Annotated in this window: 28 protein-coding genes and 1 tRNA gene; 7 read left to right on the top strand and 22 right to left on the bottom strand. The window is 74.0% G+C overall.

What is annotated here, in order from left to right; translation table 11 throughout:
- Nucleotides 1-203 precede the first annotated feature (203 nt).
- From ACH495_RS25265 to ACH495_RS25210, 12 genes are all read right to left on the bottom strand, one after another.
- On the bottom strand, nucleotides 204-794 hold the full coding sequence (locus ACH495_RS25265; protein ID WP_396860180.1) for a MerR family transcriptional regulator: 591 nt from the start codon (nucleotides 792-794) through the stop codon (nucleotides 204-206).
- A gap of 210 nt (nucleotides 795-1004) precedes the next feature.
- Complete coding sequence (locus ACH495_RS25260; protein WP_088647333.1) at nucleotides 1005-1469, bottom strand: bifunctional nuclease family protein; 465 nt, start codon at nucleotides 1467-1469, stop codon at nucleotides 1005-1007.
- 215 nt (nucleotides 1470-1684) lie between these two features.
- Entirely contained in the window at nucleotides 1685-2386 is a 702-nt protein-coding gene (locus ACH495_RS25255; RefSeq protein ID WP_396860179.1) for a MerR family transcriptional regulator, read from the bottom strand.
- Nucleotides 2387-2436: 50 nt separating this feature from the next.
- Complete coding sequence (locus tag ACH495_RS25250; RefSeq protein WP_007071101.1) at nucleotides 2437-2889, bottom strand: FHA domain-containing protein; 453 nt, start codon at nucleotides 2887-2889, stop codon at nucleotides 2437-2439.
- A 218-nt stretch (nucleotides 2890-3107) separates the two neighbouring features.
- Complete coding sequence (gene gcvH, locus ACH495_RS25245) at nucleotides 3108-3488, bottom strand: glycine cleavage system protein GcvH (RefSeq protein ID WP_396860178.1); 381 nt, start codon at nucleotides 3486-3488, stop codon at nucleotides 3108-3110.
- A gap of 55 nt (nucleotides 3489-3543) precedes the next feature.
- Nucleotides 3544-4455, bottom strand: a complete 912-nt coding sequence (locus ACH495_RS25240) for a DUF881 domain-containing protein (protein ID WP_396860177.1) — start codon at nucleotides 4453-4455, stop codon at nucleotides 3544-3546.
- Between the two features lie 10 nt (nucleotides 4456-4465).
- A complete protein-coding gene (locus ACH495_RS25235; RefSeq protein ID WP_007071104.1) occupies nucleotides 4466-4798 on the bottom strand; it encodes a small basic family protein in 333 nt (110 codons plus the stop codon).
- On the bottom strand, nucleotides 4795-5748 hold the full coding sequence (locus ACH495_RS25230; protein WP_396860176.1) for a DUF881 domain-containing protein: 954 nt from the start codon (nucleotides 5746-5748) through the stop codon (nucleotides 4795-4797). The genes ACH495_RS25235 and ACH495_RS25230 overlap by 4 nt, the downstream gene beginning before the upstream one ends.
- Nucleotides 5745-6380, bottom strand: coding sequence for a CDP-alcohol phosphatidyltransferase family protein (locus tag ACH495_RS25225; RefSeq protein WP_396860175.1), 636 nt, complete (start codon nucleotides 6378-6380; stop codon nucleotides 5745-5747). Before ACH495_RS25225 ends, ACH495_RS25230 begins: the two co-directional genes overlap by 4 nt.
- 284 nt (nucleotides 6381-6664) lie before the next feature.
- Nucleotides 6665-7135: a MarR family transcriptional regulator gene (locus tag ACH495_RS25220; protein WP_396860174.1), complete on the bottom strand. Its 471-nt coding sequence runs from the start codon at nucleotides 7133-7135 to the stop codon at nucleotides 6665-6667.
- Between the two features lie 48 nt (nucleotides 7136-7183).
- On the bottom strand, nucleotides 7184-8371 hold the full coding sequence (locus ACH495_RS25215) for a PP2C family protein-serine/threonine phosphatase (protein WP_396860284.1): 1188 nt from the start codon (nucleotides 8369-8371) through the stop codon (nucleotides 7184-7186).
- An 86-nt stretch (nucleotides 8372-8457) separates the two neighbouring features.
- Nucleotides 8458-9204: an SAM-dependent methyltransferase gene (locus tag ACH495_RS25210; RefSeq protein ID WP_396860173.1), complete on the bottom strand. Its 747-nt coding sequence runs from the start codon at nucleotides 9202-9204 to the stop codon at nucleotides 8458-8460.
- Between the two features lie 139 nt (nucleotides 9205-9343).
- Here ACH495_RS25210 and ACH495_RS25205 point away from each other — a divergent pair, with 139 nt between their 5' ends.
- From ACH495_RS25205 to ACH495_RS25195, 3 genes are all read left to right on the top strand, one after another.
- Nucleotides 9344-10225, top strand: a complete 882-nt coding sequence (locus ACH495_RS25205) for a universal stress protein (protein ID WP_396860172.1) — start codon at nucleotides 9344-9346, stop codon at nucleotides 10223-10225.
- An 89-nt stretch (nucleotides 10226-10314) separates the two neighbouring features.
- Entirely contained in the window at nucleotides 10315-10524 is a 210-nt protein-coding gene (locus ACH495_RS25200; RefSeq protein ID WP_091056824.1) for a phosphatidylethanolamine-binding protein, read from the top strand.
- Nucleotides 10521-10994: a hypothetical protein gene (locus ACH495_RS25195; protein ID WP_396860171.1), complete on the top strand. Its 474-nt coding sequence runs from the start codon at nucleotides 10521-10523 to the stop codon at nucleotides 10992-10994. The genes ACH495_RS25200 and ACH495_RS25195 overlap by 4 nt, the downstream gene beginning before the upstream one ends.
- Here ACH495_RS25195 and ACH495_RS25190 read toward each other — a convergent pair.
- Nucleotides 10991-11197 (bottom strand): hypothetical protein, encoded by a 207-nt coding sequence (locus ACH495_RS25190; protein ID WP_396860170.1) that lies wholly within the window; start codon nucleotides 11195-11197, stop codon nucleotides 10991-10993. The genes ACH495_RS25195 and ACH495_RS25190 overlap by 4 nt on opposite strands.
- A 130-nt stretch (nucleotides 11198-11327) precedes the next feature.
- Here ACH495_RS25190 and ACH495_RS25185 point away from each other — a divergent pair, with 130 nt between their 5' ends.
- Entirely contained in the window at nucleotides 11328-11984 is a 657-nt protein-coding gene (locus ACH495_RS25185; RefSeq protein WP_396860169.1) for a hypothetical protein, read from the top strand.
- A 9-nt stretch (nucleotides 11985-11993) separates the two neighbouring features.
- On the opposite strand, the gene ACH495_RS25180 is transcribed toward ACH495_RS25185, so the two are convergent.
- From ACH495_RS25180 to fdh, 9 genes are all read right to left on the bottom strand, one after another.
- Nucleotides 11994-12164, bottom strand: coding sequence for a hypothetical protein (locus tag ACH495_RS25180; protein ID WP_396860168.1), 171 nt, complete (start codon nucleotides 12162-12164; stop codon nucleotides 11994-11996).
- A gap of 81 nt (nucleotides 12165-12245) precedes the next feature.
- The gene (locus ACH495_RS25175) at nucleotides 12246-12443 is read right to left on the bottom strand and encodes a hypothetical protein (protein WP_107157830.1); all 198 of its coding nucleotides are present in this window, start codon (nucleotides 12441-12443) and stop codon (nucleotides 12246-12248) included.
- A 44-nt stretch (nucleotides 12444-12487) separates the two neighbouring features.
- On the bottom strand, nucleotides 12488-13363 hold the full coding sequence (locus tag ACH495_RS25170) for a hypothetical protein (protein WP_396860167.1): 876 nt from the start codon (nucleotides 13361-13363) through the stop codon (nucleotides 12488-12490).
- 29 nt (nucleotides 13364-13392) lie between these two features.
- Complete coding sequence (selB, locus tag ACH495_RS25165; RefSeq protein WP_396860166.1) at nucleotides 13393-15156, bottom strand: selenocysteine-specific translation elongation factor; 1764 nt, start codon at nucleotides 15154-15156, stop codon at nucleotides 13393-13395.
- A 3-nt stretch (nucleotides 15157-15159) separates the two neighbouring features.
- On the bottom strand, nucleotides 15160-16452 hold the full coding sequence (selA, locus tag ACH495_RS25160; protein WP_396860165.1) for an L-seryl-tRNA(Sec) selenium transferase: 1293 nt from the start codon (nucleotides 16450-16452) through the stop codon (nucleotides 15160-15162).
- 20 nt (nucleotides 16453-16472) lie between these two features.
- A tRNA-Sec gene (locus tag ACH495_RS25155) sits at nucleotides 16473-16568 on the bottom strand.
- Between the two features lie 45 nt (nucleotides 16569-16613).
- Nucleotides 16614-17774 carry an NrfD/PsrC family molybdoenzyme membrane anchor subunit gene (gene nrfD, locus ACH495_RS25150; protein WP_396860164.1) on the bottom strand — a complete coding sequence of 387 codons (1161 nt, stop codon included), beginning with the start codon at nucleotides 17772-17774 and terminating at the stop codon, nucleotides 16614-16616.
- A complete protein-coding gene (locus tag ACH495_RS25145) occupies nucleotides 17771-18817 on the bottom strand; it encodes a 4Fe-4S dicluster domain-containing protein (protein WP_396860163.1) in 1047 nt (348 codons plus the stop codon). The genes nrfD and ACH495_RS25145 overlap by 4 nt, the downstream gene beginning before the upstream one ends.
- Nucleotides 18810-22136, bottom strand: a complete 3327-nt coding sequence (gene fdh, locus ACH495_RS25140) for a formate dehydrogenase (protein WP_396860162.1) — start codon at nucleotides 22134-22136, stop codon at nucleotides 18810-18812. The genes ACH495_RS25145 and fdh overlap by 8 nt, the downstream gene beginning before the upstream one ends.
- Before the next feature lie 332 nt (nucleotides 22137-22468).
- Here fdh and ACH495_RS25135 point away from each other — a divergent pair, with 332 nt between their 5' ends.
- From ACH495_RS25135 to ACH495_RS25125, 3 genes are all read left to right on the top strand, one after another.
- A complete protein-coding gene (locus ACH495_RS25135; protein ID WP_396860161.1) occupies nucleotides 22469-22795 on the top strand; it encodes a hypothetical protein in 327 nt (108 codons plus the stop codon).
- The gene (locus ACH495_RS25130; protein WP_396860160.1) at nucleotides 22792-23442 is read left to right on the top strand and encodes a nucleotidyl transferase AbiEii/AbiGii toxin family protein; all 651 of its coding nucleotides are present in this window, start codon (nucleotides 22792-22794) and stop codon (nucleotides 23440-23442) included. The genes ACH495_RS25135 and ACH495_RS25130 overlap by 4 nt, the downstream gene beginning before the upstream one ends.
- Nucleotides 23443-23544: 102 nt before the next feature.
- Nucleotides 23545-25335 carry a bifunctional metallophosphatase/5'-nucleotidase gene (locus ACH495_RS25125; protein ID WP_396860159.1) on the top strand — a complete coding sequence of 597 codons (1791 nt, stop codon included), beginning with the start codon at nucleotides 23545-23547 and terminating at the stop codon, nucleotides 25333-25335.
- Nucleotides 25336-25381: the final 46 nt, after the last annotated feature.

The raw sequence follows: 25381 nt of genomic DNA, 5'->3' as shown, positions 1-25381 counted from the left end.
CCCCGACCCCGGACGGTCTCTTTCGGACACTGCACGGCCACCCACCGCGACCTGCGCACACCCCACCCACCGCCACCGCGGCCCGCCACCCACCACCGGACCCACCCCCCACACCCCACCGCGCCTACACTCCGTCACCAAACGACAGATCGCGCCGGGCCGAAAAGGCCACGACGCGATCCCACACACGAGACGCCGACGAATCACCCAGCTCGACGCCGCGCACGACGCGCCGCCAACTCGTCCCCCACCACATCCGACTCGGGCTCGGGCTCCACCGGAACCTCCCGCCCCGGCCCACCCGCCGGCTCCGCCGGCAGATGCGACAACGACCCCTGGATCTCCTTGAACGCCCCACCGATCGCGATGCCGAACACGCCCTGGCCCCCCTGCAACAGGTCGACCACCTCCTCCGGCGAACGACACTCGTACACCGTCGTCCCATCGGAGATCAACGTGATGCCCGCCAGATCATCCACCCCACGCGACCGCAACGCCTCGATCGCCCGACGGATGTTCTGCAACGACACCCCGGCATCCAACAACCGCTTCACGACCTTCAACACCACCAGGTCGCGGAACGAATACAACCGGGACGTCCCCGAACCCGACGCGTCCCGCACACTCGGCACCACCAGCGACGTCCGCGCCCAGTAGTCCAACTGCCGGTAACTGATGCCCACCGCCGAACACGCGGTCACACCCCGGTAACCCACCTCGCCGTCACCGAACGACTCGGGCCCCACACCCGCCTGCTGCTCCGAACTCGGACCAGGATCCCGCGGCTCGTGCATCCGGACCAACCTCCCCGCCCGTGCGGTGCCACGTCGACTTCCCCGTACGCGCACCCCTCGACACGGCAACCCTAACGCCGAGCCGCCGACAACACCCGCAGGAGACACCCGACACGCCGCGCCACCGACCCACCACAGCACACACGGCGGCCAGCCGCCACCACAGTGACAACCACCGCCGCGCACCCCGGCCACCCGGCCGGCCACCAGTCAGCCCGCGAAATCCTCCGGCCGCACCTGCTCCAGGAACTCCCGGAACTTCTCCACCTCGTCCTCCTGCTCGTCCGGAATCACGATCCCCGCCTCACTCAGGACCTGCTCCGCACAACGAATCGGCGCACCCACCCGCAACGCCAACGCGATGGAGTCACTCGGCCGCGCCGACACCCGCACCCCGTCACCCAGCAGCAGATCCGCGTAGAAGACGTTCTCCTTCAACTCGGTGATCTCCACCGCCCGCAACGGCGCCTGCAACGCCGCCAACACATCCCGCAGAAGATCATGCGTCAACGGCCGCGCCGGCTTGACCCCCTGCTGCTCATAGGCAATGGCCGTCGCCTCGACCGCGCCGATCCAGATCGGCAGATAGCGGTCACCCTCGACCTCCCGCAGCAGGACGATCGGCTGGTTGCTCGGCAACTCCACCCGAACTCCGACCACGCTCAGCTCGCGCACCGCCGCCTCCGTGTCGTCGTCACCTGCGCACCGCGCCCTTCCCTGCACGGTACACGGACCAGGACACGAGAGTCCCACGCGCTACGTGCACCACGCCTCGACAGACGGGCTTACCCCGGCAAGCCTACGACACGCCCACCCCACCCGATCTTTCCGCGCCCACCCACGACGAAAGGGGCCGGGCGCCCACCGGCACCCGGCCCCCACCGACAACCTCACCGACCCAACGTCGACCGCAGCCCCACCCGCACCAACGCCGCGTGCAACTGCTGCGACAACGCCATCAACTCCCGCGCCGTCTCCGCCGCCCGCGCCCGCGCCGCCGGATCACTCTGCCGCACCAACGGCGCCACCAACTGCGCGAACAGACCGACCTCCCGATCCGCCGCCGACCGGTACGCCCGCAGATGCCGCGGCTGGAACCCGTACGCCGCCAACCCCGCCACCGCACTCGCGATGATCAACGCATCCGCGTCGTACCACCCCGGCGGATCCGACACCAGCACACCGAGCCGCTCCAACTCGACCAACGTCGACTCGTCGACCCCGCTGCGGGCAATCAACTCCGCCCGACCCAGCCGCACCTCCGGCGACCCCACCGGCTCCGGCGACTCCCGACCCGGCACCTCACCACCCGGACCGACCGCCACCAGATTCGGCCGCGCCCGCCCCGACGGCACATCCGAGCCGTCCCACTGCGCCAACTGATCCCGGATCACCCGCAACGGCAGATACTGATCCCGCTGCGCGGACAACACGAACCGCAACCGCGCCACGTCGTCCCAGCCGTACTTCCGGTAACCCGCCGGCGTCCGCTGCGGCTCCACCAGGCCCTCGGCCTCCAGGAACCGCAACTTCGAGATCGTCACGTCCGGAAACTCCGCCCGCAACTGCGCCAACACCTCGCCGATACTCATCAGCGCAGGCGCACGCGCCGCCCCGGACGGCGTCGAAGCCGCAGGCTCGTTCACCCCCGGCCGGCCTCCTCCTCCGGGCGCGGACCGGCGATGAACACCACCCGGAACTTGCCGATCTGCACCTCGTCACCGTTGCTCAACGTCGCCGCCTCGACCCGCTCACGATTCACGTACGTGCCGTTCAAACTGCCCACGTCCCGCACCGTGAACGTGCCACCGTCCCGGTGGAACTCCGCATGCCGACGCGACACCGTCACGTCGTCGAGGAAGATGTCACTGTCCGGGTGCCGACCACTGGTCGTCACATCGTGATCCAACAGGAACCGGGCACCCGCATTCGGGCCCCGCCGAACCACCAGCAACGCCATTCCCGGCGGCAACGAACCGGACATGCGGCTCGGCACCACATCGGTGTCCGGCCCCTCCAGCACTTCGTCGAGCGAACCGAGATTGAGCGTCGAAGTGACGTCGAGCGGGGGGAACTCGTCGTCGGGCCGCGTCATGGGACCACCTCACGGATCTGTTCGGTCGGCGTCGGGGAATGGCGGGTCTGGCCGCCGGGCGAACCCACACCCGGCGGCTGGCTCCCCATGCCCGGGAAGGCGCATTCCGCAACGCTCAAACTATTGGGTTCTCGGTCGACTGGGCGAGCCTAGCCAGCGCCGAAATGCAGGGCAACCGGACGCGCGGAACCAACCCGCCCGCCCGGCACGACACGAACTCAGCTCTCGGTGAGCTCGCGGTACGCACCAGCGGTCAACAGACCCTCGACCGCCGCCGGATCATCCGGAGTGATCTCCACCAACCAACCCGCACCGTACGGATCCGTGTTGATCACCTCCGGGGTGTCGGCCAACGCCTCGTTGCGCGCCGACACCGTGCCGCTCAACGGCGCGTAGATCTCCGACACGCTCTTCGTCGACTCGATCTCCCCCAGCGACTCACCGGCCGCCACCACCGCACCGGAGTCCGGCAGCTGCACGAACACGATGTCACCCAGGGCATCCTGCGCGAAGTGCGTGATACCGACGCGGACGACACCACCGTCACCACCGACCACCCACTCGTGCTCGGCGGTGTACCGCAGATCCTCAGGAATCACCAACTGCGTCCTTCGTCATCGGTGCACCGGGGAAACCGGCGCGGGCCGCGACCGGTCAGGAAACCGGCCGGGCGTGGTCCAGCTTGATCGGCGCGTGCAGCTGCGAAACCTCCACAACCTCACGATCCTCGGACGTCACGTTACCGGCGGCGTCCCGCACCGATGAGACCACCCCGCCCGGAATGTTCAACGCCGTACGCATCGTCGCCGGGTCACCGATCACCAGGATCGTGTACGGACCACTCAACCGACGCCCGTCCACCACCAGACCCCCACCCGACGCATCCACGAAATACGTCGACGCGATGATCCGCACCGCGGTGCCGTCCACACCCTGGATCTGCATCGCCTCCGCGCCCGCGCCCCGCAACTCCTGCACCGCGTCGAGGATCCGCGTCGACGACATCGCCTTGTCCGGCCCCGAGAACTGCACCTCCAGGCCCGGCCCCACCGCCGGCAGCGTCCCCGCCAGGATGCCCAGCTCGTCCGCCCGCCGCGTCGCCTCCTCCAACGCCGCCTGCCGGCCCTGCTCACCCGAGCGCAACTGGCGCTGGCTCTCCTCCAACGCCTCGATGTCCTGCCGCAGCCGCCGCTCCCGCGAATCCAGATCCGACGAGATCCGCACCAGGTCCTCCTCCCGCGTCGCCGCGAGCGTCGGATCCGTCGACGTCGTCTTCAACTGCACCACCAGCGTGAAACCCAACAACGCCAGCAGCACCGCGATCATCGCGCCCGCCGACGTCAACCGCCGGGACACCGGCGCCGCCGCGGCCCCCGGCTCCTCCGCCGGCGCCGGCACGTCCTCCCGCTCGACCGGCTCGACGGGCTCCACCGGCGCCAACGGGCTCAACTCGTCCGGATCGGGCGCGTCCGGAGGCGGATCCGGCTCACCCGCCGGACCCGCCGGCCGCCCCGGCCCCGCCGGCGACGGCCAACCCGTACCCGTCTCCCTGTGCTCCTCGCTCATCGCCACCAACCTACGCCCGGAACAGGTGCCGGCGGATCGCCGCCACATTCCCGAAGATGCGCACCCCGAGCACGACCACCACACCGGTGGACAACTGACCGCCCACCCCCAACTGGTCACCCAGGTACACGATCAGACCCGCCACCAGCACGTTCGAGATGAACGACACCACGAACTGCTTGTCGTCGAAGATCCGGTCCAGCTTCGCCCGCACCCCACCGAACACCGCGTCCAACGCGGCCACCACCGCGATCGGCAGATACGGCTGCAACGCCGCCGGCACCGTGGGATCCAGATACACCCCCAGCACCACACCGGCGAGCAACGCCAGCACCGCGATCATCGGCCACCTCCGGAGGGACTGGGAGAAACACCCGAGCCGGACGGCCCGGGACTCGACGAACCCGCGACACCCGAACCCGACGGCAGCGGGCTCGGACTCACCGACGGCTCGGCGTAGCGTAGCCGTGGCTCAGGAGCCGCCGGCAGGGTGAGGTCGTCGACCTCCTTCACCCCGAACGACAACCCCGTCGTCTTCGCGACCTCGCGCATCAACGCCGCCGCCCGACCGTCGTCGAACTTGTCCCGCATCGACCCCGGCCCGATCGCCTGCACCTCGTACGGACTCGTCACCGGCCGGTAGTCCACCAGGATCGCCTCACCGGCCTGCCGGATCGTCGACGTCGCCGTCAACCGCTGCCCGTTGATCGACACAGCCTCCGCGCCCGCCGCCCACAGACCGTTCGCCACCTTCTGCAGATCCGAGTACAACACCTGCGACGGGCCCGCCTCCGCACCCGTCACCGCGTCCTTGTCGCGCGGCGCGTCCACCAACCGCACCACCACACCGTCCCCGCGCACCCGCCCCAGACCCGTCCCCGCCTCGAGCGTGCGCAACCGGGACGCCTGCGAACCGCTCAACGCCGCGTCCCGCTGCCGGCCGACCTCCACGCGCAACTGCTCCGCCCGCTGGGTCAACCGGTCGGTCTCCGCCTCCCGCTGCTTGATCTCCGCGATCAGCCCGGCCCGCGCCGTCGCCCGGCTCGGCTCCTCCGCCATCGTCTCCTGGTACGCCACCGCGAACAGGAACCCGATCACCGCCAGGACCACCAGGCCCACCGGCCGGGCCAGCACCTGCCGCACCCGCGACACCGGACCACCCGCCGCCCGCCGCGCCGCGGCGTCGCCGTACCCCGGGTCCAGCGGATTGCGGAACAACTCGGTCAGGAAGTCCGGCGCGTACACCCGGGCCGACGGGTCGCGCTCCCCGTCCCGGGGCGGCGCCGCCGTCACGCCGGCACCCCCGCGCGCCGTGCCCGCATCGCCCGGACCAGCCGGCGCGCCTGCACCACGTACATCGCCCCGGCGGCCCAGTAGAGGACCAGGCCCCACCAGGCCAGCCCCCAGCCGATCGCCCCGGCGGCGGTCGCCGCGGCCGGGGCGGCGTCGGCCAGCAACAGGATCGGGAACGCCGCCAGCAGCAGGAACGTCGCGGTCTTGCCCACGTAGTGCACCGGCGGCGGGCCGTAGCCGTAGCGGCGCAGCACCCCGAGCGAGGCGAGCAGCAGCAGCTCCCGAGCCAGCAGCGCGGCGGTGAACTGCCAGGGCACCACCTCGCGGGCGGTGAACGCGAGCAACGTGGCGAGGATGTACAGCCGGTCCGCCAGCGGGTCCAGCAGCTCGCCCAGCCGGCTCACCTGCCGCAGGCGGCGCGCGATCCAGCCGTCCACCCAGTCGCTGGTGCCGCCCACGGCCAGCACCACGATGGCGACCACGTCGGCCCGGACCACCAGGAACAGGTAGAGGAAGAGCGGCACGCCCAGCAGGCGCACGAAACTGATCAGGTTCGGCAACGTGAGGACGCGGTCCGCCGCGACCGTCGCCGCATCCCCCGGGTGCTCCGCTGGAGCCGGCCGACGCGACACCCCTCACCCTCCCTCCGCAGCACGGTCCGGCAGCCGAACGAACGGCCGCTGGAGGAACGTGCGCGTTGCCGGCCGGTCAGACGCCGGCAGCCTCTGCGATCCCGGGCTGGGACCTCCCCGATGCGGCCCGTGATCACGGGCCGTCCAGTTGCGCTGCCACTATATCGGGCTTCCCGTGCCGCCCCTGTCGTCGTGCTGCGTGGGTGCTCAGCGTGGCGACGGTGGGGACCGTCACATCGCGTACGGCATCCTAGGATGCTAGTGGAGCGATCGGGCGCGGTCGGTCACGCCGTGCGGGCGGTGGAGTCGGAGCCGGCCTGCGGCGCGCTCATGGTGGCCGCCTGACCGAACGCCAGCAACGCCAGCAGCAACTCGTGCTGCACCCGGTTGGGCATCCGGTCGAGCACCGCCTGCACCGCCCGGTGCCGCCGCTCCTGCAACTCGCGCAGCAGCGACTCCGCCGCGTTCGTGGGCAGGAGCCGCACCTCGCGCCGGTCGCGCGGGTCGGCCACCCGGCGCAGCAGCCCCACCGCCTCCAACCGGTCGCAGAGCCGGCTCGCCGACGAGGGCACCACGTCCAGCAGCTCGGCCAGCCGGTTCACGTTGGTGTCGGGGTGGGACATGATCAGCGACAGCACCCGCAACTGGGTGGGCGAGACGCTGACGTTGTGCCGTGAGGTGGCCGAGTCGAGCACACCGATGAGCGCCTCGGCAGCCGCCTCGACGGCCGCGGCAAGATTCGGAGGTCGCTCCACCCGCTGTCCCCTGCGATCGTCCCGCTCGTGTTCGCCCCGCCGCTCCGGTCACCGCCGCGAGGCGTCGTCCGGCCGGCTGGAACCGCGCCAGTCCAGGCAGACGACGACCGCGTCGTCGCGGAGATCCGCGTCGGCATGGTACGCGTGCAGTTCGCGCATCACCGTACCAACTGCCTCGGTGGCCGGCTGCAACCGAGTGGACCGCATCGCCCGCGCCATCGCCCGCGCGCCGTAGGGCTCCTGCTCGTCCGGCTCCGCCGCGTACACCCCGTCGCTGACCACGAAGAGCCGGTCGCCCGGCTCCAGGCCGAACTCCTGCACGTCGTACCGCGTCTCGGCGAACATGCCCAGCGGCAACTGCTGATCCAATGTGACCGGGGTGACCCGGCCGCCGCGCAGCCGCAGCACGTGCGGGGAACCGGCGTCCACCGCCCGGACCACGCCCCGCCGGCCGTCCAGCTCCAGCAGCAGCGTGGCCACGTGCCGGCTCCCCCGGTGCTGGTAGTAGATCGTGTCGGAGGCCAGCTCCGCCTGCTCCACCAGGCTGCCGCCAGAGCGACGCGCGTTGCGCATCGCGTTGACGGTCACGGCGGTGAGCAGCGACGCGGACAGCCCGTTGCCGGCGCCGTTGAGCACCGTGACGGTGAGCCGGTCGCCGTCGACGGACCAGTCGAAGTGGTCACCGCCCACCGTGTACGCCGGCTCGAGCTGCCCGGCCAGCAGCACGTCACCGTGCCGCACGCTGCGCCCGGGCAGCAGGTCCCACTGCATCTCCGCGGCCATGCTCAGCCGCTCCCGGCGACGCGCCCGGCGGTAGCGGTCGGTCTCCCGGTCGGCCGCGCGGATCGCCACCGCCAGGTCGCCGGCGGCGTCCCGGGCCGCCGTCACCGTCGCCGCGTCCGGCACGGTCGGCAGCTCGACCATCAGCACCCCGAGGCGTTCGCCCCACACCGACAGCGGCAGATAGGCGTGGCACCGGCCGTCGTCCGCGGTGTCCAGCACCGGCTCCTGGCTGCTGAAGCAGCGCTGCGCCACGCCGTGGGAACGGAGCGGGCCGCCGTCCGGGCGCTCCGGGTCCAGCACCGGCCACAGGCCGCTGGACCGGTAGTCGGCGACGAACACCTCCGCACGCGCGGCGCCGAGCGTGTGGCGGAGCACCGCGTCCGCGGTCTCCGCCAACTGGTCGGGTGGCGACGTGCGCAGGGCACGCGACACCGATCCGGACGCCTCCGGCATGCTCATCCTCCGATGACGACTATTGCTACAGGGCAAACATCATACGGAGGACGACCGACACCGGACGCGCCACCTCGACGGGCGACTCAATCGGCCGGCCGCCACGCCAGCGCGCCGTGGAACGCGTCCGGCACCGGCTCCGGCTCGCCCACCGGCCGCCACCGCGCGACCGGCACCACCCCCTCGGCCGTCGGACGCCACCGGCCGAGCAGCGGCGGGAACCGCTCGGGCGCGCGCATCCGGAACGCCGGCCCCATCATGGCCAGCGCCTCCGGGTGCGCGGCGAGTTCCGTGCCGTCGAAGTCGATCGCCAGCCAACTGCCCGGCGCCGCCGCCCGGTAGAGCTCGTCGAGCGTACGGGCGAGCGTGTCGTCGTCCAGGAACGCGGCCAGCCCGAGGAAGACCACCCCGACCGGTCTGCTCCCCCAGCCCGGCACGAAACGACGCAGCAGGGCCGGATCGAGCGTACCGATGTCGGTGGCGTCGCCGTAGCCGTAGCCGGCCCGGTCACTGCCGGCCAGCAGGCGCTCGCCGAGCGCGACCGTCTCCGGGTCGGCGTCGGTGTAGAGGACGGTCGCCCCCGGCGCCACCTCGTGCACGTTGCCGCAGGTCGGCACGCCGGCGCCGAAGACGAGGAACCCGTCGACCCCCTCGGCGGCGACGGCCTGCACCGTGCGGCCGAGAAAGGCCCGCAGCGAGCGGAAGATCGCCGCGCACGGCCCGTACGCCGCTTCGAACGCGGTCGCCGCCGCCACGTCCACCGGGCGGTGGTCCCGACCGCCGAGCCAGTGGTCGATCATGCGGGCGGTGCTGGGCCGGGCCGGCTCGACCATCGACGGGGCTCCCTCCCCTGCGCGCTGGTCGCCAGCGTACCGACCGGTCGACTCACGCGGTATCGCCCCGGCGGGGCCGCGCCGGCCGCGATACTGGCGGCGCGGGCCGGCGGGGCGGCCGGCGGCGAGGGGGTACGGGGTGAACTCGGCGAACGGCGCGGCGGTGGTGGTCGGCGTGGACGGCTCCGAGTCGGCGTCGCGGGCGGTCCGGCTGGCCGCCCGGGAGGCCGGTCGCCGCAACCGCCCGCTGCGGGTGGTGCACGGCTTCATCTGGCCGCTGCTGCGCGTGCCGGTGTCGGCGCCCGCGCAGGCGCCCCCCGGCGCCGGCCTGCGCCACCAGGCCGAACAGCTCGTCGGTGACGCGGTCGCGGTGGCCGAGGCGGAATGCCCCGGGCTGCGGATCACCGGCGAGATCATCGACGGGGAGGCGGCCGCCGTGCTGCTCGGCGAGTCCCCCAGCGCCGCCCTGGTGGTGCTCGGCGACCGGGGCCTCGGCGGGTTCGCCGCGCTGGTGGTCGGCTCCGTCGCGGTGCAGGTCGCCTCGTACGCCGACTGCCCGGTGCTGATCGCCCGCGGTACGGCCCGCGACACCGGCCCGGTGGTGGTCGGCGTGGACGGCTCCGCGCTGTCCCGCGCCGCCGTCGAGTTCGCCGCCGGCACCGCGTCCTCGCGCGGCGCCCGGCTGCACGCGGTGCACGCCTACACCCACCCGTCCTCCACCGGGCCCGGCGACATGCAGCCCCTGGTGTACGACGAGGACCAGCTACGCGGCGAGGAGGACCGGGTGCTGACCGAGGCGCTGACCGGGATCGCGGAGCGCTGGCCGGACGTGCCGGTGACCCGCGAGGTGACGCACGCCCGGCCGGTGAAGGCGCTCACCGCGGCCTCGCGCGACGCCCAACTGGTCGTGGTGGGCCGGCAGGGTCGCGGCGAGCTGAGCGGACTGCTGCTCGGCTCGGTGAGTCAGGGACTGCTGCACCGGGCCGACTGCCCGGTGGCGGTGGTCCGCGCCCCCGACTGAGGGACGCCCGGCCCCCGCCAACGGCACGGTTGGCGCCGGCCGGGGCGGGTAGACGGGGCGGACAGCCACAGCGACCGGAGGAGGCAGCGATGCCAGGACCACGGCCGGGCAGCAACGCGTACGACAAGCAGCGGGCGCGGTTGCGCGACCGCGTCGAGCAGTCCGGGCGGGCCGCCGACCAGGAGGCGAACCAGGTGGCCAACCGGATCCTGCAGGACGACCGGGGTCAGCGCGGCGTCGTCCGGGGCGAACGGACCTACGGGCCCAAGGGCGAACGCGAACCGGGCGACCCGAAGTGAGGACGGCACCCCTGGTCGACGGCGCCATCGCGGGCGCCGTCGGCAGTGCCGTGCTCAACGTGGTCAGCTACCTCGACATGACGGTGCGGGCGCGGCCGGCCAGCACCACCCCGGAGACGACCGCGGGCCGCCTCGCCGACGTGACGCACGTCGACCTCGGGCCCGCCGAGGAGGCGGCGAACCGCCGCGCCGGTCTCGGGCCGGTCCTCGGGTACGCCACCGGCATCCTCGCCGGCGCCGCGTTCGGCCTGCTCGCCGCGCGGCGCCGGGTGCCGCTGCCGCTGGCCGTCACGCTGCTCGGCGGCGGCGTGATGGCCACCTCGGACAGCTCGATGACGCTGCTCGGAGTGACCGACCCGCGCACCTGGCGGCGCGTCGACTGGGCCGCCGACCTGGTGCCGCACCTGGCGTACGGGCTGGCGGCCGCAGCCACCTGGCGGAGGCTGCGGCCGTCGTCGCCGCGCGGTTAGCGGTCGCTGGCGTCCTCGGCCACCGGCTCGCCGGCCGGGCCGTACGGCGACACCTGCCCCTTCGGCACCCGCCGGCCGGCGTCGGCGTTGGACGTGCCCCCGCCGCGCGAGCGGTCGCCGCCGCCGACGGCGGACTTCCGGCTGTCCTGGCTGGTCGCGCCGAGATCGTTGCGGCGCAACTCCTCCTGCTGCGGCTTGACCACAGGTCTCTCCCTTCCCGGTGGGAAGCGCGCGGTCGTCGACCGCGCCCGTCAGTCGGGTACCCGCCGCCGCCCGGCACATTCCGGTGCCGCGCGGGGGTCTGGGCCGGCCCCGGGCGGGTATCCCGGTCGAATGCCGGACGATCGGAACGTGGCCCGGGCCCTGCTGGCCCGGCAGTCCCGCACGTACGCGGAGGAGGCCGGGATCACGCTCGCGGACCGGCCCGGCCCGCTCTACCAACTGCTGGTGCTCACCACGCTGCTGAGCACCCGGATCCGGGCGAGCGTCGCGGTCGCCGCGGCCCGGGAGCTGTTCGCCGCCGGCTGGCGGACCCCGCAGGCGATGGAGGCGGCGAGCTGGCAGGACCGGGTCGACGCGCTGGGCCGGGGCCACTACCGGCGCTACGACGAGCGGACCGCCACCATGCTCGGCACCGGCGCCCGGCTCTGCCTGGACCGGTGGCACGGCGACCTGCGCCGGCTGCACCGGGAGGCCGGCGCGGACCGGACGGTGCTGCGCCGGTTCCTCACCGAGTTCCCCGGCATCGGCCCGACCGGGGCGGACATCTTCCTGCGGGAGGCGCAGGCGGTCTGGCCCGACGTCCGCCCGTACGCCGACCGCCGCACGCTGGCCGGGGCGCGGCGGCTGGGTCTGCCGACCAATCCGGGCAGCCTGGTCGGGCTGGTCGGGGAGGCCGACTTCGGGCGGCTGGCGTCGGCGCTGGTCCGGGTCGCGCTCGGCGAGGAGTCGGCCGGCGAGGTGAGCCGTTCCGCCGCGGCGGCCGGCTGAGCCGGCGGGCTACTTTGCCGAGCCGGGCCGGGTCAGGTGCCAGGCCAGCAGCGAGGCGAGCAGGGCGAGCAGCACCACCCCACCGGAGATGCCACCGCCTTCCCCGCCGCTCGCGCGGTGCCCGGTGGCGCCGAAGTAGATCACCGCCAACCCGGCTAGCACGGTGACGAATGTCCGCATGCCTCGGTCCCTCACGCCCCGGACGGTACGGCCACCGGCGGTCGCGGCGGCCCGGTTCGCCCCGGTTGTCCCCCGTCCGGGTCAGTCCGTCTCCAGGTCGTCGAGGGAGACGGCGTGGGTCATCAGCCAGCGGGCCAGCGCGGCCATCCCGAACAGCCACAGCGGCGCCGACTCGGTGGTGCCGTTCGTGGCGAAGATGGCGAACCGCAGGTCCGGGGCTCGGTACGCCTCGATCCGCCACCTGTGGTTCTTGTCCCGCCAGACCGCGGAAGGGTCCATGGCGTCACGGTAGGTGACCGGGCGGGCCGTCGTCGCCGGTTGGCTCACCCACCCGGCACGACGTACCCGCCGAGCAGCATGCGGAGCACCCCCACCGCTACCGACACCGCGATGCCGCCGACGATGAACCAGCCCACCCCGGCCCAGCCGGTGCGGCGCGGCCGGGCGGCGGGCACGTCCGCGCGCCACCGTTCCCGGTACGCCCAGGCGAGCACGCCGAGGCCGAACGGCAGCAACCCGATCCAGAACCAGTACCAGCGCGTCCCGAGCACCGGTGGTGGGCCGGCCACCAGCGTGAGCAGCCAGCCGACGCCGACCACCAGGGCGAACAGCGCGGCCGTGTTCGCGATCGCGTCGGCGCGGGTGTCGCCGCCGTGGGTGGTGGCGTCCCGGGCCCGGGGGTCGGCCAGCGGGTCGGCCTCCCGGCCCGGCCACCGGGCGGCGTCGTCGACGCCGGTCGGGTCGGCGCTCGCCGGGGTCGGGTCGGCGCTCGCCGGGGTCGGGTCGGCGCTCGCCGGGGTCGGGTCGGCGCTCGCCGGGGTCGGGTCGGCGGCGTCGCTCCCCGGGCCGGTGGCCGGGTCGTCCTCGACGAAGCCGCCGTCCGGGGTCGGCGCGGGCACGTAGGCGTAGCGGAACTGCCCGTCGGGTCGGGCCCAGACGATCGTCGAGCCGCCCTCGCGGTAGCGGGGCTCGGGGCGACGGCCCCAGGGGCCGGAGTCGTCCCACCCGTCGGCCCGCACGATCGTCAGCACCCGGCCGGCGGTGAGGTCGCGTTCCAGCTCGGCCGCGTCGACCGAGCGCGGCGCCGACCACCAGGCGAGCGCCGCCCAGAGCAGCCAGCAGCCCAGCAGGGCCAGCGGAAACACGCGCCGGTTCAGCCACGCCCGGTCGGCCCTCCCGGCGCGACGTACGTCGATCATGACGCCACCCTGCCATTCCGGCGCAACGCTCAGCCCGGCCGGCGGACCACCTCGCGGGCGTCGTCGGGCAGCCGGCGGGTGAGACCGCGGCGGTCCAGCAGCTCCAGCAGCGGCACCGCCACCCGGCGGGTGGTGCCCAGCGCCTGCCGGGCGGCGCTGAGCGTGAACGGCTGCGGCAGCCCGGCGAGCACCCGCGCCGCGTCGTCCGGCGCGCCGGGCAGCAGCACCACGTTCTCGGCCAGCCTCAGCAGCGCCCCCGCCCGCACGGCCGCGCCGATCTCCTTCGGGCCCAGGCCGAGGCCGGCGAGGTGGTACGCCTCGGGCGCCTGGAACGGCCGGTCGGCGTACTCGGCGCGGACCTTCGCCACCGCTCGGGCGACCGGGTCGGGCAGCGTCCCGGCCGGGGCGGCGGTGACCAGGCCGGCGTGCAGCCGCAGCGGTGGGCGCAGCAGCGCGGTCACCAGCGCCCGGTCGGGCAGGCCGAGGCGGTGGCGCAGCGCGTCGACCGGCACGCCGGCGGCGAGCGGGTGCTCGGCGGCGTACCTGGTGACCTCCTCGGTGAGCCGGCGCCCCAGGTCCCGCCAGTGGTCGGGGTCGGCCAGCCAGTCACCGGCCACCGGCGTGGCGGCCGGCGGCACGCCCATCCGGGTGAGCTGGCCGGCCCGGACCAGCCGCCGCCGGCGCAGCTCGCCGACCGGGTCGGGCCGCCCGTCCAGCCCGGCCAGCACGGTGGCGCGGGCGGCCGCCGCGCCGCGGCGGCGCAGCGGCGGTGGGTCCACGTCCAGCACCGTCACGCCGCCGGCCACGTGGTGCCGGCCCGGGTCGCGCAGCAGCGCCCGGTCACCGATCAGCAGCGGCAGTGGGCGGGCCAGGCGCAGCCGTACCGTGTCCGGGCCCAGCGGCCGCACCCGGGCCGGCACCGCCGCGGAACCGACGTGCAGCGTGAGGGTGGCCGGCAGGTCGGCGGCCGGATCGCCGGCCAGCCGCACGTCGAGCAGGTCGGTGCGGCCGAACCGGCCGGGGCGCAGCAGCGCGTCGCCGCGCCCCACCCGGTCCCGGGGCAGGCCGCGCAGGTTCACCGCCACCCGCGCCACCGCGTCGACCTCGCGGTGGGCGGCGCCCAGCGCGTGCAGGCCGCGCACCCGCACCGGCTCCCCGGTGGCGGCCAGTTCGAGTTCGTCGCCGACGCGCAGCCGGCCGCCGCCGAGCGTGCCGGTGACCACAGTGCCGCTGCCGCGCACGGTGAAGGCCCGGTCCACCCAGAGCCGGACCGGGGCGTCCCGGGCCGGGTCGGGCAGCCGGGCGACCAGGCGGTCCAGCGCGGCGCGCAGCTCGGGCAGGCCGGCGCCGGTGACCGCGGAGACCGGCACCGCCTCCACCTCGCCCAGCGAGGTCGCGGCGATCTCCTGCCGGGCCCGCGCCGTCGCCGGCCCCGGGTCGGCCAGGTCCGCGCGGGTCACCGCCAGCAGCCCGTACGACACACCCAGCGCGTCCAGCGCGGCCAGGTGCTCGGCGGACTGCGGCATCCAGCCCTCGTCGGCGCCGACCACGATCAGCGCGGCCGGGACCGGGCCGACGCCGGCCAGCATGTTCGGCACGAACCGTTCGTGCCCGGGCACGTCGACGAACGCCAGCGTGCCGCCGGAGGGCAGCGTGGTCCAGGCGAACCCGAGGTCGATGGTCATGCCCCGGCGGCGTTCCTCCGCCCAGCGGTCCGGTTCCATCCCGGTCAGCGCCCGGACCAGCGTCGACTTGCCGTGGTCGACGTGCCCGGCGGTGGCCACCACCCACACGGGTCAGCCCGCCACGCGCAGGATCGCCGCGTGCACGCGGTCGTCGGCGGTGGCCGGTACGGCCCGCAGGTCCAGCAGGAGCCGGCCGTGCAGCACCCGGCCGAGGATCGCCGGGTCGCCGGTGCGCAGCGGCGCCGCGTAGCGCTCGGGCAGGCTCAGCGCCCACGAGTCCAGCTCGACGCCGGGCGCGCCGCCCCCGCCGACGACGGCGGCGACCGGCACCACCTCGGCCTTGCAGCCGTCGGCGCCGAGCCGGTCACGCAGCCGTTCGGTGCGGGCGCGCAGCCGGCCCGGCTCGGCGTGCAGCGCCTCCCCGGTCGGGGTGGCCGGCGTGTGCAGCGTGGCGGCGAGCGCGGCGAGGGTGAGCTTGTCCACCCGCAACGCCCGGGCCAGGGGATGCCGGCGCAGCCGCTCGACCAGGTCCGCGGCGCCGAGCAGCAGGCCGGCCTGCGGGCCGCCGAGCAGCTTGTCGCCGCTGGCGGTGACCAGGTGGGCGCCGGCGCGCAGCGTGGTCGCGGCGTCCGGCTCGGCGGGCAGCAACGGGTCGGCGGCGAGCAGCCCGGAGCCGATGTCGGCGACCACCGGCACGCCGAGCGTGGCCAGCTCCCCGACCGGCACCGCCGAGGTGAAGCCGGTGACCACGAAGTTCGACGGGTGCACCTTGAGCACGAAGCCGGTGTCCGGGCCGATCGCGGCGGCGTAGTCGGCGCGGGTGGTGCGGTTGGTGGTGCCCACCTCGCGCAGCCGGGCACCGGTGCTGGCCAGCAGGTCGGGCAGGCGGAACCCGTCGCCGATCTCGACCAGCTCGCCGCGGCTGACCACGATCTCCCGGCCGGCGGCGAGCGCGGTGGCGGCCAGCACCAGCGCGGCGGCGCCGTTGTTGACCACGTGCACGGCGCCCGCGTCGGGCACGGCGGCGGCGAGCGCGTCCAGCGCCTCCCGGCCGCGCCGGGCCCGCCGGCCGGTGACCAGGTCGAGTTCCACGTCGGTGTGCCCGGCGGCGGCGACCAGCGCGTCCACGGCGGCCGGGGCGAGCGGGGCCCGGCCGAGGTTGGTGTGCAGCACCACGCCGGTGGCGTTGAGCACCGGCCGGGGCGTGCGTGCCGGCAACGCGGCCAGCGCGGCGTCGCGTACCGCCTCGGGGGTGATCTCGCCGCGGCGGGCGCGGTGCTGGGCCGCGACGACGGCGGCCTTGACCCGGTCGCGGCCGAACGTGCCGGCGGCGGCCGCCAGCGCGGGGTCGGCGAGCAGCGCGTCGGTGCGCGGCACCCGCCGACGCGGGTCCACCTCACGCATCGGCGCTCCCCCGGACGATGTGGCGGAGACGGACGGGAATCGAACCCGCCTGGCCCGGATCCCGGACCACACCGGTTTTGAAGACCGGGAGGGGCACCAGCCGCCTGAACGCCTCCACGCAGCAGTCAACCACAGCGGCGCGGTGGCCGCCCGGCGAGGTGTCAGGCCCGCCGGTCGGCGCGTTCGCGCTGCGGGACCACGGTGTACTTCGGGTCCCGCGCCGACGCGACGCCGCCGTGGAAGATGCCGAATCGGGTGCAGACGGCGGCGGCGAGCAACGCGCTGCCGGAGACCGCGGACAGCAGCCGGCTGCGGCGGCCGACCAGCGCGCCGACCACCCCGGCGGCGGTGAGCGCCCGGCCGGCGCGCAGCAGCTTCCCGGGCGTGCCGTCGGCGTAGGGCTCGCTGAGCAGGCCGAGCCGGTTCTCCACCCGGTGCGCGCCCCACAGCTCCAGCGCCGCGCCGGCGACCGCCATCCGCCGCGCGGGCCCGGCCTGGCCGGTCGGCGCGGCCAGCAGCCCGACGCCGGCGCCGCTGGCCAGCGCGCTGCCCGCGAAGATGACCGGCAGTTCCGGGTACGCCTCGTGCCACGACGGCACCGCCGTGCCGGCCAGCAGCACCCCGGTGTACGTGGCCAGCGCCGGCGCGGTGACGGCGGCGACCAGCCCGGCCGCGTGCCCGGTCGGGGGCAGCAGCCGCCGACCCAGCCCGAGCACCCCGTGCTCCGGCAGGCGGGGCGCGACCTCGGCGATCGCGGCCAGCCCGGCGGCCGGGCCGAACGCGCTGAGGATCCAGGTGCCCACCGACATCGGCGAGGTCAGCTTCGCCACCCGCAGCATGTGGTGGAAGCGGCTGGGCCGGCCCAGGTCGTTGATGAGGAAGTACGCGCTGGCGCTCACCGCCGCCAGCGACGTGACCCGGCCGGCGCGACGCAGCGCCGGCCGGCCGGTGAGCTGCCCGCCGGCGGCCAGCATCGAGGAACCGGCGGCGAGCCCGCCGGTGAACAGGTACGCGGCGATGTCCCACCGCCACACCGGCGGCTTGAGCACCGGCCGGCCGTAGTAGGAGGTGAACTCCGCCGGGGGCACGGTGAGCTGCTCGCCGCCCCGGCCGCCCTTGCCGCCACGCCGGCGACCGACGGTCGGCGCGGCGTCGCGGGGCGGGTGCGGGGCCAGCCCGGCGTCGCGGGCGCCGGCGTCGGTGCGGCCCACCCCCGCCCCCGCGCCGGTGGCCCGGCTGCCGCTCTCGGCGGGTACGCCGTCGGCGGCGAGGCGCTCGCGGAAGCGGCGGAACAGGGCACCCACCGGGCGGTCCGGGCTCACGACGATCCTCCGACGAACGCGGCGACGGTGGCCGCCGCCATGGCCAACGCGGCCAGACCGGCGCGCTTCCACATCTTCGGCAGGTCCCGGGTGGTGACCACCGGGTCCGGCGGCAGCCCGTACACCTCCGGCTGGTCGAGCAGCAGGAAGAACGCGCCGTCGCCGCCCACCCCGTCGGTCGGGTCGTGGCCGTAGAGCCGGGCCTCCGGCACGCCGCGCTCGTGCAGCGTGGCGACCCGCTGGGCGGCCCGGTCGCGCAGTTCGTCGAGCGGACCGTACTGGATCGACTCGGTGGGGCACGCCTGCGCGCAGGCCGGCGTCATGCCGGCGCCCAGCCGGTCGTAGCAGAGCGTGCACTTCCACGCCCGGCCGTCGTCCTTGCGCTGATCGATCACGCCGTACGGGCAGGCGGAGATGCAGTAGCCGCAGCCGTTGCAGATGTCCTCCTGCACCACGACGGTGCCGAACTCGGTGCGGAACAGCGAACCGGTCGGGCAGACGTCCAGGCACGCCGCGTGCGTGCAGTGCTTGCAGACGTCGGACATCATCAGCCAGCGGAAGTCGGTGCGGCTCTCCGCGCCGGTGCCCCGGCCCGGCGGTTGCGCGCCGGGCATGCCGAGGAACTCCGGCCCGGCCGCCATCCGCGCCGCCGGTTCGCCGCGCCCCGCCGGCAGTCCCGGGTTGGTGCCGGTGTCGGTGGCCGTGCCCGCGCCCACCGACGCCGACGCCGGGCTGCTGGTCGCCGGGCCGGTCGGGTCGCCCGCGAACGGTGGCGTCCGGGGCCCCGCCGGGCGGGGCTGCTCGATGAACGCCACGTGCCGCCACGAGTTCGCGGTCAACGCGCCGGTGTTGTCGTACGACATGCCGAGCAGGTCGAAGCCCGCGTCCGGGACGCCGTTCCACTCCTTGCAGGCGACCTCGCACGCCTTGCAGCCGATGCAGACGCTGGTGTCGGTGAAGAAGCCCATCCGGGGCGGCGCGGCGACCCAGCCCGCGTCCGGGGCCGGGTCGAGCGGTCCGTACAGGCTGTTGGCGTCAGGCATGGTCTTCTCCGTCGCGCGCCGCGGCCTCGGGCGTCTGCTCGTCGGTGCTGCCGGCCGCGTTCTCGCCGCCCAACACGTCGGTGGTCACGATCGGCACCTTCCGGTCCGCGGTCATCCCGGCCCGCCGCTGGTAGTCGCCGACCAGGTCGAGCAGCGCCGGCCCGGTGGGACGCCGGCCCGGCCGGACGTCACACGTGCCGATCTTGCTCTCCTGGATGAGCACGTTCGGGTCCAGCGTGATGCCGAACAGGTCGTTCGCCGAGTCACCGGTGACCAGGCCCTCGCTGCCGAAGTGGTAGGGCAGCCACACCTGGTGGATGACCCGCCCGTCCACCCGCAGCGGGGTGAGCCGGTCGGTGACCAGCACCCGCGCCTCGATCACGGCCCGCCCGCTGATCAGGTGCGCCCAGCCGAGATGCGCCAGCCCGACCTCGGCGGCCAGCTCCGGGGACACCTCGACGAACATCTCCGGTTGCAGCTCGGCCAGGCGCGACACGGTCCGGCTCATCCCGCCGGCGGTGTGGTGCTCGGTGAGCCGGCTGACCGTGAACACGTACGGGAAGACCTCGCTGTGCGGCTCCGGCGGGCTCGGGTTGATCCGGTTCACCGGGTGCTCGTAGATCTTGCGGGTCGGGTTGGCCTGCTGCCCGTAGAGCGGGTTGCGCATCGGCGACTCGGCCGGCTCGTAGTGCGTCGGCAGGGGGCCGTCGAGCACGCCGCTCGGCGCGTACAGCCAGGCCTTGCCGTCGCCCTGCATGACGAACGGGTCGTCACCGGCGAGCGCCGCCGGGCCGGAGGCGTCGGCCGGCGGCCGGTACGACGGCGGCTTCGTCTTCTCGAAGTCAGGCACGTCGTAGCCGGTCCACTCGCCGGCGTCCGGGTCCCACCAGACGTACTTCTTGCGTTCGCTCCACGGCCGGCCCTCCGGGTCGGCGGAGGCGCGGTTGTAGAGCGTGCGGCGGTTCGCCGGCCAGGCCCATCCCCACTCGGCGGCCACCCAGTCCTGCTCGTGCCGGGATTTGCGGCGGGCCGCCTGGTTCACCCCGTCGGCGTAGACGCCGGTGTAGATCCAGCAGCCGATCGCGGTGGAGCCGTCGTCCTTCGCCTCGGCGAACGCGTTCAGCGGGCGGCCGGTCGCCACGTCGAAGCCGTTGATCTCCCTGAGCACCGCCTCGGCGCTCGGCTCGTCGTGCTCGCCGTGCGTCGGGTAGTCCCAGGTCAGGTCCAGCAGCGCCCGGTCGCGGGGCTTGGTGGAGGCGGCCAGCTTCTCCCGCAGCACCCGGCCCAGGTGGTAGAAGAACCACAGCTCGGAGCGGGCGTCGCCGGGCGGGTTCACGGCCTTCTCCCGCCACTGCAGCAGCCGCTGCGTCTGGGTGAAGGTGCCCTCCTTCTCCACGTGCGAGGCGGCCGGCAGGAAGAACACCTCGGTGCGGCACTCCTCCGGCACGATCTCCCCGGTGGCGATCTCCGGGCTGTTCTTCCAGAACGTGGCGCTCTCGATCAGGAACAGGTCGCGGACCACCAGCCAGTCCAGGTTGGCCATGCCGAGGCGCTGGGCCCGGCCGTGCGCCGAGCCGACCGCCGGGTTCTGGCCGAGCAGGAAGTAGCCCTTCACGTGCCCGTCGATCATGTTCAGGACCTGCTGGTACGTCCCGTGGTCGCCGGTCATCCGGGGCAGGTAGCCGTAGCAGAAGTCGTTCTCCGGTGTCGCCGCGTCCCCCCAGTACGCCTTGAGCAGGCTCGCCGCGAACGCGCCCGAGTTGCCCCAGAAGCCCTTCTGGCCGGGGTGGCGGAGGCTGTCCACCCACTTGTCGAACGTCGGGTGGTCGGCGTGGTGCGGCATCGGCAGGTAGCCGGGCAGCAGGTTGAACAGCGTCGGGATGTCGGTGGAGCCCTGGATGCTGGCGTGCCCGCGCAGCGCCAGGATGCCGCCGCCCGGCCGGCCCATGTTGCCCAGCAGCGTCTGGATGATCGCGCCGGTGCGGATGTACTGCACGCCGACGCTGTGCTGCGTCCAGCCGACCGAGTAGACCAGCGCGCCGGTGCGCTCCCGGCCGGAGTTCTCCGTCCAGGCGCGGGCCAGCTCCAGGAACTTCTCCTCCGGAATGCCGCAGACCCGGGCCACCATCTCCGGGGTGTAGCGAGCGAAGTGCCGCTTGAGGATCTGGTAGACGCAGCGCGGGTGCTGCAACGTCTCGTCCCGCTGGGTCTGCGCCGGCACCGGCTCGCCGTGCGACTCGTGCTCCATCCCGGAGGCCGAGTCACGTTCCTTGCCGGTGCCCCGGGCCGGGGTGTTGCCCTCCTGGCCCTCGTACTGCCAGCTGGCGTGGTCGTAGGAGCCGGTCTCCGGGTTGTAGCCGGAGAAGAGACCGTCCAGGTCCTCGGTGTCGGCGAACTGCTCGCTGACGATGGTCGCCGCGTTGGTGTACGCCAGCACGTACTCCCGGAAGTCCAGCTCGTTGTCCAGGATGTAGCGCACCACGCCGCCGAGCAGCGCGATGTCGGTGCCCGCCCGGATCGGCAGGTAGGTGTCGGCGAGCGCGCTGGTGCGGGTGAACCGCGGGTCGACGTGGAAGACCTTCGCGCCGCGCTTCTTCGCCTCCATCACCCACTGGAAGCCCACCGGGTGGGCCTCGGCCATGTTCGAGCCCTGGATGACGATGACATCAGCGTTGGCGAGGTCCTGCTGGAAGTCCGTCGCGCCGCCGCGACCGAAGCTGGTCCCCAGACCGGGGACGGTGGCGGAGTGTCAAATGCGCGCCTGGTTCTCGATCTGGAGCGCCCCCATCGCCGTGAACAGCTTCTTGATGAGGTAGTTCTCCTCGTTGTCCAGCGTCGCGCCGCCCAGGCTGGAGATGCCCAGCGTCCGGTTCAGCGGGCGCCCCTCGTCGTCGACGTCCTCCCAGGTCTCGTCGCGGGCGGCGAGGATCCGGTCGGAGATCATGTCGAGCGCGACGTCGAGGTCCAGATCCTCCCAGTCGGTCGCGTACGGCCGGCGGTAGCGGACCTTGGTCTGGCGCAGCGGGCTGGTCACCAGGCTCTTGCTGGCGGAGCCCTTCGGGCAGAGCCGGCCGCGGGAGATCGGGCTGTCCGGGTCGCCCTCGATCTGGGTGACCCGACCATCGGAGTGGAAGACGCGTTGCCCGCAACCGACCGCGCAGTAGGGGCAGACCGAGCGGGCCATGCCGTCGGCGGTCTCGGTGCGGGCGGTCAGCTCGGCGGATCGGGCCGACTGCGCGGCGGCGCCGCGACCCAGCGGGTCGGTGCCGGTGAGCTGCCGGTAGACCGGCCACCCCTGGATGAACGTCTTCAGACCCATCCCGGGCACCCCCTCCCCGTCGAGAACGGCTGACGCTTAAGCACACTAGGCCAGCCGTCCGACGGCCGCGAGCCGAGCGCGAAACAGCGCCGCCCCGACCGGAGGGCCGGGGCGGCGCTGGGCGTCGGTGTGCAGGTCGCCTCTCGGCGAGTGGCGCGACGCGGCTCCAGCCGAACGGTATTCCGCGAAGGCTATTTAGGTGAGGCCCGGGGACACTGGTCACACCGACGCTCTGCACAACGGTACCGGGACGGTCGTTCTTCCGCCGGTCGTCGTGACGCCGGTCACGGAGCCTGGCGACCGGAACGCCCGGCTCGGGTTACCCTGAGGCCATGTCGGCCACCGCCAGCGCGTATCTCGCCCGTCCCGGGCGTCCCGCCGTGGTCGCGCGCACGCTGGACGAGCTGGCCGGCCCCACCGGGGGCATCGTCGAACTGCCGGTGCGCCTGATGTGGAACAGCGAACGCGCCTTCGACCTCGCCGACCCCGACGAGCTGCTCTGGATGTACGAGAACGTGCTGCGCGAGACCACCCGGGTGGAGGACCTGCGGGAGCTGATCCACGCGGGAACGCTGCGCCGGGTGTGGCCGCTGCTCAACCTGCCCCGGGGCGTCCGCCTGGCCTGGGAGGGCCGGCACCGGTGCCTGCGTAGCGCGTGACGCACCCGCACGACTTCTACCGGGAGGTGGCCCGGGTGGCGCTCGCCGCCGCCGGCCCGCACCGCTTCGTGCTCGGCGGCGGGGTGGCCTGGGCGGCGCACGGCCTGGTCACCCGCCCGACCGAGGACGTCGACCTGTTCGCCGACGTGGAGGGCGCCGCCGCCGCGGCGGCCGCCGACGTGCGCGCCGCGCTGGAACGGGCCGGCTACCGGGTCGACGACGCGGACCCGGGCGGTCTGGGTGAGGTGTTCGACGGCTTCGACAGCGACCTGCGGGACTTCGTGGTCGGCCGGGACGGCCGGCGGATCCGGCTCAGCCTGGCCCGGCTGGACCGCCACCGCAGCCCGGTGGTGATGGACTTCGGCCCGGTCATGGACGTCCGGGACCTGCTCGCCAACAAGACCGCCGCGCTGGTCAACCGGCGGGAGGTACGCGACTACATCGACGTCGCCGCCGCGCTGGACCGGTATGCGGTGGCCGAGCTGCTGGCGCTGGCCCGCCAGGTCGACCCGGCGCTGGAGGACGAGGACGTGCGGGCGGCCGGCCGCTACCTCGACGGTCTGGCCGACCGCCGCTTCACCCGCTACGGCCTGGACGCGGCCCGGATCGCCGAGGTGCGCCGCCGGATGGCCGTCTGGCCCCGGTGACGGGAGGGGAAACATCTCGGGGTGATGTGGCGCGTGTGACACCTGCTGGTTATGGTGCGCAGCGGCGCCCACGAGGCGCCTACCCCCATGGAAAGGCACCTCATGACCTCCTCCTCCGGCGCCTCTCGGCGCCAGGTGCTGGCCGTCGCCGCCGCCGCGGCGACCGCTCCCCTGCTCGCCGGCGCGCCCGCCGAGGCGAAGCCGAAGCAGCCGAAGACCTGGGACCTGACCGTCCTCGGCACCTCGGACACCCACGGCAACGTCTACAACTGGGACTACTACAAGGACGCCGAGTTCGACGACAGCAAGCACAACGACGTCGGCGTCGCGAAGCTGGCCACCCTGGTCAACCAGATCCGCGCGGAGCGCACGGGCAAGGCCACGCTGGTCCTGGACGCCGGCGACACCATCCAGGGCACGCCGCTGGCCACCTACTACGCGAAGCAGGAGCCGATCACCAGCACCGGTGAGACGCACCCGATGGCAGGCGCGATGAACGTGCTGCGGTACGACGCCGTCACGCTCGGCAACCACGAGTTCAACTACGGCCTGCCGCTGCTGGCCACCTGGATCAAGCAGCTCGGCTTCCCGGCACTCGCCGCGAACGCGATCAACGCCAGGACCGGCAAGCCGGCCTTCCTCCCGTACGTGATCAAGGAGGTCCGGCTCGGCGGGCACGGCGCGCCGAAGCTGCGCGTCGGCATCCTCGGCCTGACCAACCCCGGCGTGGCCATCTGGGACAAGGCCAACGTCGAGGGCCGGCTGGTCTTCGCCGACATGGTCGCCACCGCCGCGAAGTGGGTGCCGGTGATGCGCCGGCGCGGCGCCGACGTGGTCATCGTCTCCGCGCACGGCGGGGACAGCGGCACCTCCAGCTACGGCCCGGAGCTGCCGAACGAGAACCCGACCGCGCTGATCGCCGAGCAGGTGCCCGGCATCGACGCGATCCTGTTCGGTCACGCCCACAACGAGGTGCCGGAGAAGTTCGTCACCAACCTGAAGACCGGCAGGGCGGTGCTCACCTCCGAGCCGTCGAAGTGGGGCCAGCGCCTCACCCGGATGGACTTCACGCTGGCCCGGGAGAAGGGCTGCTGGAAGGTCGTCGACTCGTCGGCCACCACGCTGAACACCAACACCGTGGTCGAGGACCCGGCGGTGCTCGCGGCCGTGCGCGGCCAGCACGCCAAGACGGTCGAGTACGTCAACCGGGTGGTCGCGCAGTCGAGCGTGGAGCTGTCCGCCGCCGAGTCGCGTTACAAGGACACCCCGATCCTGGACTTCATCAACCACGTCCAGACCGAGGTGGTCACCGAGGCGCTGGCCGGTGGCGCGTACGCGGGGCTGCCGGTGCTGTCGATCGCCGCGCCGTTCAGCCGCACCGCGGTCTTCCCGCAGGGCGACGTGCGGATCCGCGACGTGGCCGGCCTCTACGTGTTCGACAACACGCTCGAGGCGGTCGTGCTGACCGGCGCCGAGGTGAAGGCGTACCTGGAGTACTCGGCGAAGTACTTCGTCACCGTCCCGGTCGGCGCTACGGTCGACCCGGAGACGATCAGCGACCCGGCCGTGCCGGACTACAACTACGACGTGTTCTCCGGCGTCGACTACGACATCGACATCTCGAAGCCGGTCGGCCAGCGGATCACCCGCCTGGTGCTGGCCGGCACCGACACGCCGGTCGCGGCGGACGCGCAGTTCGTGGTGGCGGTGAACAACTACCGGCGCAGCGGCGGCGGCAACTTCCCCGGCATCGTGAAGACGCAGGTCTACAACGCGCAGCAGGAGATCCGCCAGTTGCTGATCGACTGGGCGCAGGCCAAGGGCACCATCGACCCGGCCGACTTCTTCGTGCCGAACTGGAAGCTGGTGCGCGAGGGCGTGCCGGTCTTCTGACCGTCCGACGAGGGGGCCCGGCGCGATGCCGTGGCCCCCTCGTCAC

This window comes from Micromonospora sp. NPDC018662 (assembly GCF_044391475.1).
Classification (GTDB): Bacteria; Actinomycetota; Actinomycetes; order Mycobacteriales; family Micromonosporaceae; genus Micromonospora.
This window is presented reverse-complemented; position numbering and strand designations above follow the sequence as displayed.

What these genes read in the sequence shown, in the direction of transcription:
- ACH495_RS25175 (WP_107157830.1), bottom strand. Translation starts at nt 12,443, where the DNA reads ATGGACCCTTCCGCGGTCTGGCGGGACAAGAACCACAGGTGGCGGATC.
- ACH495_RS25240 (WP_396860177.1), bottom strand. Translation starts at nt 4,455, where the DNA reads ATGAGCGAGGAGCACAGGGAGACGGGTACGGGTTGGCCGTCGCCGGCG.
- ACH495_RS25250 (WP_007071101.1), bottom strand. Translation starts at nt 2,889, where the DNA reads ATGACGCGGCCCGACGACGAGTTCCCCCCGCTCGACGTCACTTCGACG.
- ACH495_RS25170 (WP_396860167.1), bottom strand. Translation starts at nt 13,363, where the DNA reads ATGATCGACGTACGTCGCGCCGGGAGGGCCGACCGGGCGTGGCTGAAC.
- ACH495_RS25180 (WP_396860168.1), bottom strand. Translation starts at nt 12,164, where the DNA reads ATGCGGACATTCGTCACCGTGCTAGCCGGGTTGGCGGTGATCTACTTC.
- ACH495_RS25210 (WP_396860173.1), bottom strand. Translation starts at nt 9,204, where the DNA reads ATGGTCGAGCCGGCCCGGCCCAGCACCGCCCGCATGATCGACCACTGG.
- ACH495_RS25265 (WP_396860180.1), bottom strand. Translation starts at nt 794, where the DNA reads ATGCACGAGCCGCGGGATCCTGGTCCGAGTTCGGAGCAGCAGGCGGGT.
- ACH495_RS25185 (WP_396860169.1), top strand. Translation starts at nt 11,328, where the DNA reads ATGCCGGACGATCGGAACGTGGCCCGGGCCCTGCTGGCCCGGCAGTCC.
- ACH495_RS25200 (WP_091056824.1), top strand. Translation starts at nt 10,315, where the DNA reads ATGCCAGGACCACGGCCGGGCAGCAACGCGTACGACAAGCAGCGGGCG.
- selA (WP_396860165.1), bottom strand. Translation starts at nt 16,452, where the DNA reads ATGCGTGAGGTGGACCCGCGTCGGCGGGTGCCGCGCACCGACGCGCTG.
- ACH495_RS25255 (WP_396860179.1), bottom strand. Translation starts at nt 2,386, where the DNA reads ATGAGTATCGGCGAGGTGTTGGCGCAGTTGCGGGCGGAGTTTCCGGAC.
- ACH495_RS25135 (WP_396860161.1), top strand. Translation starts at nt 22,469, where the DNA reads ATGTCGGCCACCGCCAGCGCGTATCTCGCCCGTCCCGGGCGTCCCGCC.
- ACH495_RS25235 (WP_007071104.1), bottom strand. Translation starts at nt 4,798, where the DNA reads ATGATCGCGGTGCTGGCGTTGCTCGCCGGTGTGGTGCTGGGGGTGTAT.
- ACH495_RS25125 (WP_396860159.1), top strand. Translation starts at nt 23,545, where the DNA reads ATGACCTCCTCCTCCGGCGCCTCTCGGCGCCAGGTGCTGGCCGTCGCC.
- ACH495_RS25215 (WP_396860284.1), bottom strand. Translation starts at nt 8,371, where the DNA reads ATGCCGGAGGCGTCCGGATCGGTGTCGCGTGCCCTGCGCACGTCGCCA.
- ACH495_RS25145 (WP_396860163.1), bottom strand. Translation starts at nt 18,817, where the DNA reads ATGCCTGACGCCAACAGCCTGTACGGACCGCTCGACCCGGCCCCGGAC.